The sequence below is a fragment of the Soehngenia saccharolytica DSM 12858 genome (assembly GCF_059568515.1).
Map to the genome: position 1 here is coordinate 18,557 of NZ_JCANTN010000001.1, position 15,712 is coordinate 34,268.

Genomic DNA, 15,712 nt, shown 5'->3' on the forward strand with positions numbered 1-15,712 from the left:
AAATCACCTCTATTCCCAATTCAGCAAAGCTTTTTTAGCTGATTTTACAACCCTAATGGTAATAGCTACTGTGACTATCAAAATTAGCCAAGGACCAAACCATGCGATAGCTTTGAACCATAATTTTGTATTTTTATCAATGTAATCTAACATTACAAATGGTATTATTGAGCCTAATCCAAATAAAAAGGATGTAAATTGTATTGATATGCTCTCTCTAAAGTTGAGTTTTACTGCTGGACCATTAAAGTCTCTGTTAGGATCCTTTAAAAATATATATAATCCAAAATATGATGAAAATAACAATACTGCGATCATTGGGATGATACTTAAAAACATTATAGGATTTAATCCGATTCCAAAATATGAAACTATTAAAACTATTAAATATACTAATGTGTATATCGCAGTAGGAATCAGCGCTTTAACCCTAAGTATAAAATTGTCATCAACAGGTAAGAGTATTATAAGTGGCCATGTTTTTCTTTCAACACTCATCAATTGCATACTTAAATTTGATGTATACATTGATGCGAATAAAGCTACAAACATAGCCCCGCTTAAAAATTGTTTATTTATTAATAGCATAATTATTGGAAATATAATGGCATAAGCAATGCCAAACAAATTCTGAGGATTTCTAAAAGTCAATCTCAATTCTTTGTTTATTACAGGGTGTTTTGAAACACTGACTCCCTTAGCTTTTTTAGTTTTACCTCTGCCACTTTCTAATGCAAAATGACTAGAATTCTTATATATAAAATATCCCAAAATGAATATTGCTAAAATAACTATCCCGAAAACTCTAATGTCTAAGTTCACAAGATACATAAACCAATTTATTGGCAACAAATACGAATAATCCCCATGAATTATTCCAAAGAATGAGTTAAAACTATTTAATATGTCTTGAGGTGAGGCTTCCATCTGTTTAGGAATTAAATTCATTAGTACTACATAGCCGATTATGCTGACATATAAAAATATTTGTGAAATAGTTTTAGCACTTGATTTTGTCATTATCCTAGCAAAAAACGAGCCTAACAATAATGATAAAAATAGCAAAAATACTATAAAAAGTAGTATAGCTATGATGCTAAGAACTATATTTACTTTTAGTAATAGAGCATATGATATCCCTACTACAACAAGCATTGCAAGTGGAATCATTCCCATTGACAATCCCATAAGGGATTTAAATATAAAAATACTTGATTTTCTAATTGGCAATGTAAATAAAAACTCTAAATCCTCTGATTCATATATATTAAATACCATACTTGGCACCAATGTTAATACAGCCATAAGCCCAAATGTGAGCGGATAAATAAACATATAAATGTCAAATAAATACCCATCAAAATCTAAACCTATACTAGACAGCGGAATCATAAAAGCCTTGCCGATCTCGTAAAAGGCAAATCCTAAAGGGACAGTAATGGAAAGCATTACAATTATTGATATAACCCATCCTAAAGCACCAGTATAGCTTATCTTGCTATTCTTATTGGGTTTTGTAATTTTAGATGCGTATTTGTTTAATAGTAAAAACTCTCTCATATTAAAGTGCCTCCACTATGTCAACTACATCCTCGTTGCCTGTTAATTCTAAGAAAAGGTCTTCAAGACTTGTGTTTCCTTCTTTACTCAATGCCCTTAATTCCTCTAAGTTGCCTTCTGCAATTAATTTCCCTTCATTTATAATCCCTATTCTATCACACATCTTTTCAGCAATCTCTAGCACGTGTGTAGTAATAAATACGGTAGAACCTTTTTGAGCAATCTTAGTAAGTAAATCTTTTAGTAGTCTTGCTGATCTTGCATCTAAGCCTACTGTAGGCTCATCTAAAAACATCACTCTTGGTTCTCTCATTAGCACTGAAATTAACATCAATTTTTGTTTCATCCCATGAGAATAATCGCCAATGTAATCATTTAAATAATCTACACCAAACGCATTTGTTAGTTCTTCTAACTTTGCTATTGTTTCTTTTTTATCTAGCTGATAAATTCCGATTATAAAATCTAAAAATTCATTTCCTCTCAAGCCTTCATATAATTTGGGCTCATCTGGAATGACTCCTATCATTTTCTTTATCTCAATTTCTTTATCCTTTAGAGGCAATCCACAAATGTAAACTTCGCCTTCCGATGGCTTTAGAGTACCTGTGAGCATCCTAATAGTAGTAGTTTTACCCGCTCCATTTGGCCCTAAGAATCCATATATTTCGCCCTTTTTAACATCTAAATTAATCTTGTCAACTGCGAGATAATCCCCAAACTTCTTTGATAAATTAACTGACTTTACATATGTTTCCATAAAAATATCCTCCATAAATTTATTTTACTAGTTCATTATACTGCTAAAATAAATTTTTAACAAATCATTGCCATAATTAAAATTATTTATCCTTAATAGCTCCACCAACTAATCCAATTAGAGCAAATAATGTATAATACCCAGCACTCGTAATCTCTATTTTAAAAAGTTCATTTAACCCTTGAATTATCATACTATCAATTCCAAAAAACGACAAAATCCAAGCTACTAATATTCCGATTAAAAATCCACCTAACATTGATATTCCCCCATTTCATTGCGATTTATATGGTCCATTCTCCGTGTACTATACCAACTAAGTACCATACTCCGTCCATTTTTTCGTAGACAAGTCTTAAGCTTCTCCAATCCATGCCTTCATATTCAGATTCAAACCCTGGGAAATGAAATTCAATATAATATGCATCTGGGTAAGCTTCCGATATATTGTTTTGGCTGTTCCCTTTTCCAATTGAGTAATTATTGCCTATCATCTGAGCATTTGCAAAATCAACATCATATATAAATCTATCAAAGTACTCACTAAAGGTCATGATGATAGGTTCTCCTGATCCGTCAAATGATCCCCATGTATAGTTTTGAGTATCGTCTAAGAAGGTAGCAATTCTATCTTTTGTAAAAACCAAATCATTTTGTAAATCTATATATTCATATGGTGTAAACCTAACACCCATTAATGGGTGAACAACACTTGCTAAACCTTCCATATCTTTGTTTTTTAGGTAATTTACAGTCTCAATTGCTCTTAGCAACACTTCATTGTTTTTATATTTCTCCATATTGTCAGCTTCTTCTAATTTTTGTTCCAAATCTTTAATTTTGTTGTTTAATTCTTCAACTTTTGCATTTAACTGACTTATTTCTTCATCTCTCTTAGCAAGCTCCTCTTCTGATTGATTATTAGAGCATCCTGTTAGTAAAAGAATTGTCATTAAAAATACAACGAATAAATAACTTCTATTTTTAATCATTATAAACTCCTCCTACCTTATTTATAACTCTTTATATACCTTTACCCATTATGATCATAATTAAGATTATTTTTATTTATAGCTCAAACAACTTGGTACACTACTAATCTTTTACAATATATCCCTTATTGTAAGCATCTTCCAACATATATAAAACAAATTCCCACAGTTCTTTAGAGCTATATTTTACTGGTTCAATTCTCTTGTATATGTCTTTTTTTGAAACGCTATATTCTTTCCATGTGCCTCCGCCATTATTGTAATTATTTAACATGGGTTGAAGTCTATCCATAGATGCTGAAAATCTAGCTTCCGGGGTTTCCATAGCTTCAAATTCTTCCCATAAAGCTTTGAATTCTTCCCCTTTATCTTCTGCTAATAAGCCAAATATCTTTTCTGCTGCCCTCTCTTCTCTATCTTTTTTATCTCCATTTGATACTTTGTCATAGCAAAATGTGTCGCCAGCATATATTTCAACTAAATCATGTACTAGAAGCATTTTTATGGTCTTAAGTAAATCTATTTCCTCATCGCTGTACTCATGAAGAACCATAGCCATGATAGCAATATGCCATGAGTGTTCGGCGTCGTCTTCTTTTTTCCTTTCATTTATTACCTCAGTCCTCCTGTAAATGCTCTTCATCTTATCAAGTTCAACGATAAAATTAATATCTTTAAGCAATCTCTCATTCATCATATCTGCCTCTTTCTTATTGTTTTATTAATATATTAACATATTATTGAAAATAATAAAATTTTAAAATATCGCTTGACAAAACAACAAAATGACTTTATGATGTATTTAATACATAAAAGCTTTGACGGAGAGAAGTGTTTCAAAGAGATATTTAAAGAGAGTCGGAGGTTGGTGGAATCCGATAATATCCTGAGACAATGTACACTCCCAAGCTAATTTGTTGAAATGTTTTCTAAGTAGACAAATTCGTATTTCCAATGTTACATGGAATAGGACTGTTAGGTCTGAATAAGAGTGGTGACAATTGTCACAATTTGGGTGGTACCACGTGAGATATCTCTCGTCCCTATATATTTATATAGGAACGAGAGATTTTTTATTTTATAAAGGGGGAATTAGAAATGAAAAAAAATTTGTCTATCGCATTATTGCTTGCATTGACTCTTCTAATGACATCTTGCAGCACTTCAAATGATCAAGATCAAATTACAGTAGGCATTGTACAGTTAGCAGACCATCCTGCATTGGATGCGGCAAGAGAAGGTTTTGTAGATGGACTTAAAGAATTGGATGTTGATGTAAAAATAGTATATCAAAATGCACAAGGTGATATCCCAACATCACTATCCATTGCACAAAAATTTGCAAATGATAATGTAGATTTAATCTATGCTATAGCAACTCCTGCTGCTCAAAGCGCTAAGCAAGCAACTAAAGATATACCAATTCTTTTTAGCGCTGTAACAGATCCAGTATATAGTCAACTCGTAGAATCACTAGATAAACCTAATACCAATCTTACAGGTACAAGCGATGAAAGTCCAATTAAAGACCAGCTCCAAATATTCAAGCAATTAAATCCAGATATTAGAAAAATAGGCATTCTCTACAACACAAGTGAAAATAATTCTGAAATTCAAATAAACAATGCAAAAGCTATAGCTAAAGAATTAAATCTCGAAATAGTTGAAAAGGGCGTTTCAAATATAAATGAAATACCACAAGCTATGGATTCACTGGTTAAAGATATAGATGGTTTCTATGCAATTACTGATAATATGATAGCTTCAGCTATAACAGTTATTTCTCAAAAACTCAATGAAAACAAAATAATTTCTGTTGGAGCTGAAGAAGCACATGTAAAAGGTGGATTGCTAATAACTAAAGGAATTAGCTACTATGAATTGGGTAAACAAACTGCGTCAATGGCAAAGAAAATACTAGTAGATGGCTTGACTCCATCAGATATCCCTGTAGAAAAAGCTAAAACTATATCTACTGTATACAATGAAAACACTTTAAAGCTTTTAAACATTGATTTAAATAATGACGCATTCAAAGATGCTGTAGCTGTCAAAGAAGGAGAGATATAAAAATGATCAATTTACTAGAAACATCTATTGAGCAAGGGCTTATATTTGCAGTCCTTGCAATGGGTGTAATGCTAACCTATAAAATACTGGACATAGCAGATTTAACAGTAGAAGGAAGTTTTTCATTGGGTGCTTTTGCTTTTGCAAAATTTGCTATACTGGGTTTTAATCCTTATATTGCTACATTTTTGTCATTTATATTTGGCGTTTTAGCTGGAGGCATAACATCTTTCTTATATATAAAGCTAAAGATAAAACCCCTATTGTCAGGGATACTTACTATGACAATACTTTATTCGATTAATTTAAGATTAAATGGAAAAGCCAATGTCGCGCTTTTTAACCACCAAACATTGTTCAGCAATACATCAACTATTGTTTTCGCTCTTTTGATAGCATTAGTGGTAAAAATATTGTTGGATATATTTTTAAAGACTGAAATTGGATATTTATTGATTGCTACAGGAGATAATGAAACTTTAGTAAAATCGATAGGTAAAAACAGCGATTCATTTAAGGCATTGGGCCTTATGCTTTCAAACGGTCTTGTTGCGCTAAGTGGAAGTTTAATGGCTCAATATCAAGGATTTGCTGATATTACCATGGGAAACTCAATAATTGTCACTGCATTAGCATCAGTCATTATTGGAGACAGTATAAGAAAAAATTCTTCATTATTTAAATTAACTACTCGTTCAATATTAGGTGCATGTGTATATAAGCTTATAGGTGCAATAGCCATTGAGCTAGGTTTAAATCCTACAGATTTAAGAGCCATCAGTGCAATAATTGTTATATTGTTTATTTCATATAATAATTTTGCATCTCAGATAAATATTAAAAAATTAAAAAATAAGATTGGAGGAAAAAGATATGTTGGAAATAAAAAAGTTGCAAAAGAGCTTTAATCTAGATAGAGACAATATATTAGTTGTTTTTGAAGAATTAAATTTAAAAATTAAAGCAAATACTACCACTGCTATAATAGGCCCAAATGGGTGTGGGAAAACAACTTTGCTAAATTTAATTTCTGGAAATGAAAAAGCCGATAATGGAAATATAATATTAAATGGCATTGATATAACAGATGAAGCAGAAGAAAAAAGAGCAGTACACATAAGCAGAGTGCATCAAGACCCTTCAAAGTCTGTATCATTAAATCTTACTGTTTTAGAAAATTTAGCTTTAGCAGACAAAAAAGGAGAAAGCTTCAATCTAAATAAACTCATTCGCAAACAGAAAAAAGATAAATATATAGAAATCCTAAAATCTTTCAATATCGGTTTAGAAAACAAAATTAATGAGAAAGTGAAATTTCTTTCTGGCGGTCAAAGACAAAGTTTATCCTTGATAATGGCCTGTATGAAGAATCCTAAATTGTTATTATTAGATGAGCATACTGCAGCTTTAGATCCTAAAGCTTCAGCTTTAGTATTAGAAAAAACTCAAGAATTGATACAAAAAAATAAAATAACTACTTTAATGGTATCACATAACATAAGAGATGCTTTAAGATACTCTGACAGAATGATAATGCTTGATAGTGGTAAAATTGTATTTGACAGGCCGAGTTTAAATATAAAGGAATCTGAGATTTTTGATATATATAAAGAAAAATTGAAAGAAAAGTTTGCATCATAGCCCGTTGGGTAAATAATAAATGTAGACATTTGTTTAGGAGATGGTATATTGAAAGAAGTAAAAGTTGTTGGAAATTTAATTGGCAACACTGCCTATAAAATGAACATTGATGGGCACGATATAATAACCGATGTAAGCGTTGAAAATGGTGGTAATGACCTTGGACCAAGACCCAAAGCTCTTATGCTAGCAAGTCTCATTGGGTGTACAGGACTTGATGTAAAGATGATTTTAGATAAGATGAAAGAAAAAGTTGATGATATACAAATTGAAGTTACGGCGACTGCAACAGAAGAAAATCCAAAAGTATACACCTCGTTTCATGTGATATATAAATTTAAAGGCACCAATTTAGATATTAGAAAGCTTAATAGAGCTGTAAAGTTATCTCAAGAAAAATACTGTGGCGTTAGCGCTATGCTAAGAATGATAGGTCCTGTGACTTATGAAATTGTGATATGAAACTAAACAAATGTTTCATATCACATATTTTTTATAGTAATTCCTTCTTCTTTGTGTTTCTTTAAATCCTACTTTGTTAAACCATCTAAACCATTGAACAAATCCAAGTGGCAATTTTTTATATATAGCTTTATTTTTAGCTAAAGCCCCATTCGTTAAATAAACTAAAGCTTGTTTTCTCTCCTTAAGCCAATAATTCAATGTTTCTTCCTCTTCTTCATTTAATGAAGCATCTATATATACAATGACTTCTATATTGTATTTATTTAAAATATCAAAAACTTCGCCCATGACAATCCATTTTTCTTCATCTTCAGGAAACTCGAAAGGCATAATCAAAGCTTTCAATCCGATTTGGGCGAATTTATCTATGAGGTTTTCATTTTCTTTTATTGTATTCCAATTCCCAATGGCAAAATAATTTTTATCATATCTCTTTTCACTGAGCAAATTTATTATGCTCTTTAATCTCAATTCATCATCAAATAAATCGAAATCTTTAAAATACACACCTTTTGAAATTATACTATCTATTTGCATAGATATATCTTTTAAATCATACAATCTACCATCTTTTATTCCAACAAGTTCTCTGTCATATATATCGTCTCTAAAACTAGTAAATACTTCTATAGTTGATTCATTATTTAAGAAATAATATTTATCTAGATCATTATATATGCTCCTATCTGGGAGATTTACTTTTACTTGATCCTGAATGTTTATGTTCTCTACTTTCTTTTTTATTTCATCTAAACTCCTATCCACTTCAATGCCTAATAAGGTTTCGTTAAATTGTTCAATAGGATTTAAATTAAAATATAAGTCTACAAAAGGAAAATCTTTGGTAGGCTTTAACTCTCCTACTATCGCTATAATGCACTCTGGCAATATGTTTTTTGATAAAGTACTGAATTCATTTATTGTATTCTCTTGTCCATAATAACCTTGAAACACAATAAGAGATGGTTTTTTATCTAACAATTCCTTTTTAAAATTATATTTTGTCACAGCTAAATCAATTAGTTCCAATTCACATTTATCTTTTATGTAGTCTCTTAAATTTCCTGCTAAATACGCAAAATCTATAGGTTCTCTTAGTTTTATCAAACTATATTCTTTATCAAGATTACTCAATTCAGTTCTAACTAAAAAAACTTTCATCTCACCATCTCCTCTTATCGCTTTATTTTTTTATTATACCCTTTTTTAATAATTTAAAAAATATATTGACATCGAACATTTGTTCGTATACAATGAAACTATAATATTTCAGATTGGAGTCCTTTAACATGAATGATAGAATTGTTTTTCATATTGATGTAAACTCAGCTTATCTTTCTTGGGAAGCAGCTTATAATCTACAAATGGGGTCTAATTTAGATTTAAGAGAAGTGCCATCTATCGTTGGAGGGGATCAAGAAAAAAGGCATGGAATAGTCTTAGCAAAATCAATTCCAGCAAAAAAATATGGAATAAAAACTGGAGAAAGTGTATACAGTGCTTTAGAAAAATGTCCCCAACTCATAGTTGTGGAACCACATTACACAAGATATATGAAGGCAAGTAAGGCAATGGTAGATTTCTTGTATGATTATTCTCCATGTATTCAGCGTTATTCAATAGATGAAGTGTTTTTAGACTACTCAAATGGAAATTTGCCATATATGGAAGCTGCTGTAAAGATGAAAGAAGGGATAAAAAAAGAATTGGGATTTACAGTAAATATAGGCATCGGTTCAAATAAGCTTTTGGCCAAAATGGCATCCGATTTTACAAAACCCGATAGGATACATACTCTTTTTTACGATGAAATAGAAGAAAAAATGTGGCCTTTGCCAGTAGAAGATCTCTTCATGATAGGCCATAGAACAAAGAAGAAATTAAATTCAAGGGGGATATTTACAATAGGTGAACTAGCTCGTTTGGATAGAGATTATATATATTCTTGGCTTAAAAAGCCAGGCATTTTGATTTGGGAATACGCAAATGGAATAGAAAACTCTGATGTAAGAGCTGATAAATCAAAAGTCAAATCAGTCGGAAATTCAACTACTCTTCCTTTTGATGTAACAAGCAGGGATGAAGCTTTAAAAGTCCTTTTAGGAATTTCCGAAATGGTGGGAATGAGACTAAGAGAGTTGAATATGAAATCTCAAGTTATATCAGTTTCTCTTAAGACAAGTGAATTTTTCTCTTATTCTCATCAAAAGAAATTGTACATTCCTACTTCATCAACAAATACAATATATAAAATGGTCTCTGCTCTCTTTGATGAAATGTGGGACGGAAATCCGCTTAGATGTTTTTCCATAAGTCTATCATCACTTTTAGATGAAAATTTCATTCAATTGTCTATGTTTGAAGATTTTAATGAAAAAGACATACTATTAGATAAATCCATTGACAACCTTAGAGTCAAGTTTGGACAGGATTCTATAATAAGATCCTCATTCCTTTACTCTGGGATAGACCCTATTATAGGCGGTGTGGTTGCTGAAGAGAGTTATCCTATGATGTCAAGCTATTTATAATATTTTGCGAGGAGATTTATATGAAAATAATTATGAAACCGATTGAAATGATTGCATGGTTCAACAATACAAATTATCCAATTCCTTTGAGATTTAAAATTGAAACTGAGGACAAAACAAATGTTGTTATAAAAATAGATAAAATCATATTTAAAGAAGAAGAAAAAATTGCAGGCAATAGAATGGTCTTATACAGGTGTGAAGGCGTTATTGATAATTTAAAGAGAATATTTGAATTAAAATACGAGCTTGCAACATGCAAGTGGTTTTTATTCAAAATGTAAGCTAACAAAACAAGCATATCTCTCTCCCATCTCCATGATATGCTTAAATTAAATTATTTTCTAACATCTAAGTTTCTACACGCTACTAAATTTGCCCCAGTGTTTAATATGTTTTCTAGTATTACATCTCCTAAAGATATTGGGGCTTTTACTTTAATTTTGTTTATCTCTTCCATGCATTTAAATATCATATCCTTCGGAATAGCTTTATCGGTTTTCACAGGAAGCAACGGAAGTACTCCACCTTCTGCTGCAACAGTAGTCGTTAAAATTCTTCTTGGGTCAGTCACTTCTTGCAGTGCGTAATCTTTACCTCTTGAGCAAGTGTATCCAGTTATTAAATATCCATTTTCTGTATCTTCAACTTTTATTTCACATCCTAAAGGACAGGCGATACATGTAATGTCTCTAATCATTTTCTTCACCTTCAATATCAACTCTTATACTTCCTTTTATATCCCTTATTACATCGCTTTTTAATGGTATTTGAATCATTTCTGAAGGAACTATAATCTTATATTTTTTTTCCTTTAATAATTTATCATCTGTATATATCTTTACTGTTGGATTTCTATATATTTTTCTACTTCTAAAGCATATCAGTGCTCCATTTTCATCATCAAGGGCAATCCTTTGAGGAAGTACATAGTTAAGCTTATCTCCAGCATATACATCTACGTATTTGCTGTTATTTAATTCTCCTCTTACGAATCTAGCTGCATTTCTACCTGCTATTCTACTTTCTCTTGTAACAAAATCCACTATATCATGGACATGTAATACATTCCCGCAAGAAAAAACGCCTGGTATTTCTGTCTGCATATTGCTGTCAACAAGTGCTCCTTTTGTTCTAGGGTCTAAAGTCACTTCAGCTTTTTGACTTAATTCATTTTCAGGAATGAGACCAACAGATAAAAGCAATGTGTCACAACTTATATATTCTCGTGTACCATCAATCTCATTGAATTTATTGTCAACCTCTGCTATAGTAACCCCTTCTACTCTGCTCTTTCCATGAATCTCCACTACTTTATGGCTGAGCAAAAGTGGTATGTTAAAATCATTCAGGCACTGATGAATATTTCTATTGAGTCCACTCGAATGAGGCATGATTTCAACAACTGCCTTTACATTAGCCCCTTCCAAAGTCATCCTTCTTGCCATTATTAGCCCAATATCCCCTGAGCCATATATCACAACTTCTTTCCCAACAAGGTATCCTTCCATATTGATTAATCTTTGTGCCATTCCAGCATTATATACACCAGCTGGTCTAAACCCCTTAACACCAATAGCTCCTGCTGTTCTTTCCCTACAACCCATGGCCAATACAACTGACTTAGCTTTAAAATTCATCAATCCCTTTTCGCCAAGCGCTACTACTTCCTTGTCTTTTGATAAATCCATGACCATTGTATTTAAATACACATCTATATCTCTTTTATAAACTTCTTCAATAAACCTATATGCATATTCCGGGCCTGTAAGTTCTTCTTTAAATTCGTGCAACCCAAAACCGTTGTGAATGCACTGGTTTAATATTCCTCCCAATTCTCTGTCTCTCTCAATTATACACACCTTGTCAGCTCCATTATCTTTAGCTTCAATTGCAGCTGCAAGTCCTGCTGGTCCTCCGCCAATAACTATGCAATCATATTCCATTTAAAGCACCCCTTTAGTTCTACCCACAACAATATTCGATCCTTGGCTTTCTTTTAAAATCTCTTCTACAGGTATCCCTAGTTCTCTTGAAAGTATTTCCAGTACTCTTGGCCCACAAAATCCGCCTTGACATCTGCCTGAGCCTGGTCTAACTCTCCTTTTTATACCATCTACAGTTCTAGCACCTGCATTTCTATGGATAGCTTCTACTATTTCTCCTTCTGTTATCATTTCACATCTACATATTATTTTTTTATAATTTGGATTTGTCTTCAATATCTCTTCTTTTTCAGCATCGCTTAAATCGTAAAAATGAGGGATAGCTCTTCTTTCTTTGACAAAACCTGTCTTTTCGACTAAATCTATATATTTTGCGACAAAATTCCTAACTTCCTCAGCTATAGCAGGAGAAGAAGCTAATCCTGGAGAATCTATTCCACCAAGATGAAGAATTCCCTTTATGTTTTTAGATTCATATATCAAAAAATCACCTTGCGATATAGAAGCCCTTACACCAGCAAACACTCTTATGGTTTCATTTAGTGCTAAATTTGGGACTAATCTTAATGCGACCTCATCGACTTTATTTATCCCTAAATCAGTAGTTCTCGTATCCTCTTTATCTTCTATTGGATCAGATGTTGGGCCTACAATTATATTGCCATGAACAGTTGGTGAGACAAGCACACCCTTCCCAGCTTTAGTTGGCGTAGTAAAAATAACATGCTTAACGATATCAGAAACTTTCTTGTCTAAAATTCTATACTCTCCTCTTCTTGGTTTTACACTGAATTCATAATCACCAGCTAGGTTTGCAATTTCATCGGAATATAGTCCTGCTGAGTTAATCAATATTTTTGTTTGAAACTCAATTCCCTTCTCAGTTCGAACTATAATAGCATCGTCGCCTTTATCTATACCAATAACTTTTTCATCCAAAAATAGTTCTACTCCATTGTCCATAGCATTTTCTATAAAAGCGAAAGTTGCATTAAAAGGGCAAATAATTCCAGCTTCACTGCAGTATAAAGCTTTGGTAACTTCTCTAGAAACATTTGGTTCCATCATTAGTATTTCGTCTTTTTCAATGATTTTTAACCCTTTGACACCGTTCTTTTGCCCATTTTCATATAGCTCTTCAAGTTTTTTCTCATCTTCATCATTAAACGCTAATACTAAAGAACCACACTTATCGAAGGGAATATTTAGTTCTTTTGATAAATCTTCAAACAATCTTGTTCCTCTTACATTAAGCTTCCCTTTTAAAGTGCCATAAGAAGCGTCATAACCTCCATGAACTATAGCACTATTCGATTTACTAGTTCCTTGGCAAACCTCTGTGCCCTTTTCCAGTACTGCTATCTTTAAATTATACTTTGATAGTTCGCGGGCTGTGGCAGCACCTACCACACCCGCACCTATAATTAAACAATCATACATATCCATTACCTCGCTATTTAATCTCTTTCCCAGTCTTTAGACCTTTCTACGGCTTTTAACCATTTACTATATAGTTTTTCTCTCTTTTCAGAATCCATATTCACATCAAAGGTCTTGTCCAATTCCCACTTATTTTTTATCTCTTCTTTGTCTTTCCAAAAACCAACAGCAAGTCCTGCGAGATAAGCTGCACCTTGAGCTGTAGTTTCAGCTATTTTTGGCCTGTCTACAGGAACTCCCAATATATCTGATTGAAATTGCATCAAGAAATTGTTAGCGCTTGCCCCGCCGTCTACTTTCAACCTATTTAGTTTTATTTTTGAGTCTTCTTCCATAGCTCTAATAACGTCTTTAGTTTGATAAGCAATAGATTCAAGAGTTGCTCTGACAATATGTTCCCTTTTTACACCACGGGTTAGCCCTAATATAGCTCCCCTTGCGTACATATCCCAGTGAGGTGCTCCAAGTCCAGTAAAAGCAGGTACTACGTAAACCCCATTAGTATCAGGAACTAAATTTGCATAGTATTCGCTTTGTGGTGAATCATAAATTAACCTCAATTCATCTCTCAACCATTGAATTGCAGCACCAGCAATAAATATACTTCCTTCTAATGCGTAATTTACTTTGCCATCTAGTCCCCAAGCAATAGTTGTCAAAAGTCCATTTTCTGATTTTACTGGTTTTTCACCTGTATTCATTAATAAAAAGCATCCTGTTCCATATGTGTTTTTAGCCATGCCTTCTTCGAAACATGCTTGACCAAAAAGCGCTGCTTGTTGATCTCCTGCATCACCAGCAATTGGAATATTTGCTCCTCCAAATGTTCTTTCATCTGTAGTCCCATATATTTCACTTGAAGGTCTTACTTCAGGTAGCATTGATTTAGGTATGTTAAGTATTTCTAATAGCTCATCATCCCATTCAAGGGTATTTATGTTGTAAATCATGGTACGAGATGCATTTGTATAGTCGGTTACATGCACTTTGCCTCTAGTTAAATTCCAAATAAGCCAAGTGTCCATTGTCCCAAATAGTAAATCTCCTCTTTCAGCTTTTTCTCTAGCTCCTTCTACATTGTCTAGAATCCATTTTATCTTTGTTCCGGAAAAGTATGCATCTATGACAAGCCCTGTTTTTTCTCTAATTAGCTCTTCATATCCTTTTGCTTTTAATTCTTCACATATATCAGCAGTTCTTCTACATTGCCATACAATTGCATTGTAAATAGGTCTTCCTGTGTTCTTGTCCCAGACTACAGTTGTTTCTCTCTGATTTGTAATCCCGATTGCTGCAATTTCATCTGGCCTTATGCCATTTACTTCTAAAACTTGTCTTGCTACACCACTTTGAGTTCCCCATATTTCCATAGCATCATGCTCAACCCATCCTGCTTTTGGATAAATTTGGGCAAATTCTTGCTGAGAAACACCGACAATTTTCCCTTCTTTATCAAAAAGTATTGCCCTACAGCTAGTAGTACCTTGATCAAATGCCATTACATAATTTTTCATTTTATTCCTCCATTCTAATGGTAAGTATATCAATTTTATTATATATTAAATTAAACTCCAAAAAGCACTTTAAATAACAATGCCCCACAAATTCCACCAAGTATTGGTCCAACTACTGGTATCCAAGCATATCCCCAGTCAGATCCACCTTTACCTTTTATTGGAAGAACAAAATGTGCTATTCTTGGCCCTAAATCTCTTGCAGGGTTTATAGCATACCCAGTAGGTCCACCTAGTGATAACCCAATAGCAAAAATCAAAAGTCCTGTAATGAATGGAGCTAATCCTGGTGATATTTCGTTCCTGCCTATAAACAAAATGCCAAACAACAATACTGCTGTGCCGATGAACTCAGTTAAAAAGTTTGCAAAAGTATTTCTAATTGCTGGTGCTGTTGAAAATACTCCAAGTTTTGTTTCTGGACTTTCAGTTTTTTCCCAATGAGGCAGGTATGCAAGATAAACAATACATGCTCCTAAAAACGCGCCTATCAGCTGTGCTGCTATATAGGGTAGAACATTGCTCCAAGGAAAAGAGCCAATAATCGCCAATCCGATCGTAACTGCTGGATTTAAGTGTGCTCCACTAATATCACCAACAGCGTATACTGCCAATGCAACTGCTAGTCCCCATGCAGCTGTAACAACAATCCATCCACCATTTTCAGCTTTAGAGTGTTTTAAAGAAACTCCAGCTACAACTCCTCCCCCAAATATAATTAGAATTGCGGTTCCGACTAATTCTGCCATGAATGTTGACATACATATCCCTCCAATAATTATTTTATTTATAT

Annotated in this window: 17 protein-coding genes and 1 other annotated feature; of the genes, 6 read left to right on the forward strand and 11 right to left on the reverse strand. The window is 32.9% G+C overall.

The annotated features are described in order from the left end of the window. Positions 1–9: 9 nt before the first annotated feature. From BO51_RS00110 to BO51_RS00130, 5 genes are all read right to left on the reverse strand, one after another. Positions 10–1,560 carry a permease-like membrane multi-spanning protein gene (locus BO51_RS00110; protein ID WP_496482965.1) on the reverse strand — a complete coding sequence of 517 codons (1,551 nt, stop codon included), beginning with the start codon at positions 1,558–1,560 and terminating at the stop codon, positions 10–12. 1 nt (position 1,561) lies between these two features. Then, positions 1,562–2,320: an ABC transporter ATP-binding protein gene (locus tag BO51_RS00115; RefSeq protein ID WP_496482966.1), complete on the reverse strand. Its 759-nt coding sequence runs from the start codon at positions 2,318–2,320 to the stop codon at positions 1,562–1,564. An 82-nt stretch (positions 2,321–2,402) separates the two neighbouring features. Then, a complete protein-coding gene (locus BO51_RS00120) occupies positions 2,403–2,579 on the reverse strand; it encodes a hypothetical protein (protein ID WP_496482967.1) in 177 nt (58 codons plus the stop codon). A gap of 25 nt (positions 2,580–2,604) precedes the next feature. Beyond that, positions 2,605–3,312 (reverse strand): hypothetical protein, encoded by a 708-nt coding sequence (locus tag BO51_RS00125; RefSeq protein WP_496482968.1) that lies wholly within the window; start codon positions 3,310–3,312, stop codon positions 2,605–2,607. Between the two features lie 103 nt (positions 3,313–3,415). Beyond that, on the reverse strand, positions 3,416–4,006 hold the full coding sequence (locus BO51_RS00130) for an HD domain-containing protein (protein WP_496482969.1): 591 nt from the start codon (positions 4,004–4,006) through the stop codon (positions 3,416–3,418). Positions 4,007–4,121: 115 nt separating this feature from the next. Further along, positions 4,122–4,360: a binding site (T-box leader), on the forward strand. 50 nt (positions 4,361–4,410) lie between these two features. On the opposite strand from BO51_RS00130, the gene BO51_RS00135 reads away from it, so the two are divergent. From BO51_RS00135 to BO51_RS00150, 4 genes are read left to right on the forward strand one after another with little or no spacing between them, the layout of a single operon-like run. Further along, the gene (locus BO51_RS00135; RefSeq protein WP_496482970.1) at positions 4,411–5,382 is read left to right on the forward strand and encodes an ABC transporter substrate-binding protein; all 972 of its coding nucleotides are present in this window, start codon (positions 4,411–4,413) and stop codon (positions 5,380–5,382) included. A gap of 2 nt (positions 5,383–5,384) precedes the next feature. Next, the gene (locus tag BO51_RS00140) at positions 5,385–6,290 is read left to right on the forward strand and encodes an ABC transporter permease (protein ID WP_496482971.1); all 906 of its coding nucleotides are present in this window, start codon (positions 5,385–5,387) and stop codon (positions 6,288–6,290) included. Further along, the gene (locus BO51_RS00145; protein WP_496482972.1) at positions 6,256–7,023 is read left to right on the forward strand and encodes an ABC transporter ATP-binding protein; all 768 of its coding nucleotides are present in this window, start codon (positions 6,256–6,258) and stop codon (positions 7,021–7,023) included. The genes BO51_RS00140 and BO51_RS00145 overlap by 35 nt, the downstream gene beginning before the upstream one ends. A 48-nt stretch (positions 7,024–7,071) precedes the next feature. Beyond that, positions 7,072–7,485, forward strand: coding sequence for an OsmC family protein (locus BO51_RS00150; RefSeq protein WP_496482973.1), 414 nt, complete (start codon positions 7,072–7,074; stop codon positions 7,483–7,485). 15 nt (positions 7,486–7,500) lie between these two features. Here BO51_RS00150 and BO51_RS00155 read toward each other — a convergent pair whose 3' ends face one another. Beyond that, on the reverse strand, positions 7,501–8,649 hold the full coding sequence (locus tag BO51_RS00155) for a hypothetical protein (RefSeq protein ID WP_496482974.1): 1,149 nt from the start codon (positions 8,647–8,649) through the stop codon (positions 7,501–7,503). A gap of 128 nt (positions 8,650–8,777) precedes the next feature. Here BO51_RS00155 and BO51_RS00160 point away from each other — a divergent pair, with 128 nt between their 5' ends. Then, a complete protein-coding gene (locus BO51_RS00160) occupies positions 8,778–10,019 on the forward strand; it encodes a Y-family DNA polymerase (RefSeq protein WP_496482975.1) in 1,242 nt (413 codons plus the stop codon). Positions 10,020–10,039: 20 nt separating this feature from the next. Beyond that, positions 10,040–10,303, forward strand: a complete 264-nt coding sequence (locus BO51_RS00165; RefSeq protein ID WP_496482976.1) for a hypothetical protein — start codon at positions 10,040–10,042, stop codon at positions 10,301–10,303. Positions 10,304–10,356: 53 nt separating this feature from the next. Here BO51_RS00165 and BO51_RS00170 read toward each other — a convergent pair whose 3' ends face one another. The 5 genes from BO51_RS00170 to BO51_RS00190 are packed head-to-tail and all read right to left on the reverse strand — an operon-like array spanning position 10,357 to position 15,680. Further along, positions 10,357–10,719 (reverse strand): DUF1667 domain-containing protein, encoded by a 363-nt coding sequence (locus BO51_RS00170; RefSeq protein WP_496482977.1) that lies wholly within the window; start codon positions 10,717–10,719, stop codon positions 10,357–10,359. Beyond that, on the reverse strand, positions 10,712–11,965 hold the full coding sequence (locus tag BO51_RS00175; protein ID WP_496482978.1) for an NAD(P)/FAD-dependent oxidoreductase: 1,254 nt from the start codon (positions 11,963–11,965) through the stop codon (positions 10,712–10,714). Before BO51_RS00175 ends, BO51_RS00170 begins: the two co-directional genes overlap by 8 nt. Beyond that, positions 11,966–13,405, reverse strand: coding sequence for an NAD(P)/FAD-dependent oxidoreductase (locus BO51_RS00180; RefSeq protein WP_496482979.1), 1,440 nt, complete (start codon positions 13,403–13,405; stop codon positions 11,966–11,968). A 17-nt stretch (positions 13,406–13,422) separates the two neighbouring features. Then, positions 13,423–14,919: a glycerol kinase GlpK gene (gene glpK, locus BO51_RS00185; protein ID WP_496482980.1), complete on the reverse strand. Its 1,497-nt coding sequence runs from the start codon at positions 14,917–14,919 to the stop codon at positions 13,423–13,425. Between the two features lie 50 nt (positions 14,920–14,969). After that, positions 14,970–15,680, reverse strand: coding sequence for an MIP/aquaporin family protein (locus tag BO51_RS00190; RefSeq protein WP_496482981.1), 711 nt, complete (start codon positions 15,678–15,680; stop codon positions 14,970–14,972). Positions 15,681–15,712: the final 32 nt, after the last annotated feature.

Excerpts from the sequence above, each read along its gene's own strand:
- BO51_RS00180 (WP_496482979.1), bottom strand. The coding sequence starts at position 13,405 with ATGTATGATTGTTTAATTATAGGTGCGGGTGTGGTAGGTGCTGCCACA.
- BO51_RS00140 (WP_496482971.1), top strand. The coding sequence starts at position 5,385 with ATGATCAATTTACTAGAAACATCTATTGAGCAAGGGCTTATATTTGCA.
- BO51_RS00160 (WP_496482975.1), top strand. The coding sequence starts at position 8,778 with ATGAATGATAGAATTGTTTTTCATATTGATGTAAACTCAGCTTATCTT.
- BO51_RS00155 (WP_496482974.1), bottom strand. The coding sequence starts at position 8,649 with ATGAAAGTTTTTTTAGTTAGAACTGAATTGAGTAATCTTGATAAAGAA.
- BO51_RS00120 (WP_496482967.1), bottom strand. The coding sequence starts at position 2,579 with ATGTTAGGTGGATTTTTAATCGGAATATTAGTAGCTTGGATTTTGTCG.
- BO51_RS00125 (WP_496482968.1), bottom strand. The coding sequence starts at position 3,312 with ATGATTAAAAATAGAAGTTATTTATTCGTTGTATTTTTAATGACAATT.
- BO51_RS00130 (WP_496482969.1), bottom strand. The coding sequence starts at position 4,006 with ATGAATGAGAGATTGCTTAAAGATATTAATTTTATCGTTGAACTTGAT.
- BO51_RS00115 (WP_496482966.1), bottom strand. The coding sequence starts at position 2,320 with ATGGAAACATATGTAAAGTCAGTTAATTTATCAAAGAAGTTTGGGGAT.
- BO51_RS00165 (WP_496482976.1), top strand. The coding sequence starts at position 10,040 with ATGAAAATAATTATGAAACCGATTGAAATGATTGCATGGTTCAACAAT.
- BO51_RS00190 (WP_496482981.1), bottom strand. The coding sequence starts at position 15,680 with ATGTCAACATTCATGGCAGAATTAGTCGGAACCGCAATTCTAATTATA.
- BO51_RS00135 (WP_496482970.1), top strand. The coding sequence starts at position 4,411 with ATGAAAAAAAATTTGTCTATCGCATTATTGCTTGCATTGACTCTTCTA.
- BO51_RS00145 (WP_496482972.1), top strand. The coding sequence starts at position 6,256 with ATGTTGGAAATAAAAAAGTTGCAAAAGAGCTTTAATCTAGATAGAGAC.
- BO51_RS00110 (WP_496482965.1), bottom strand. The coding sequence starts at position 1,560 with ATGAGAGAGTTTTTACTATTAAACAAATACGCATCTAAAATTACAAAA.
- glpK (WP_496482980.1), bottom strand. The coding sequence starts at position 14,919 with ATGAAAAATTATGTAATGGCATTTGATCAAGGTACTACTAGCTGTAGG.
- BO51_RS00170 (WP_496482977.1), bottom strand. The coding sequence starts at position 10,719 with ATGATTAGAGACATTACATGTATCGCCTGTCCTTTAGGATGTGAAATA.
- BO51_RS00175 (WP_496482978.1), bottom strand. The coding sequence starts at position 11,965 with ATGGAATATGATTGCATAGTTATTGGCGGAGGACCAGCAGGACTTGCA.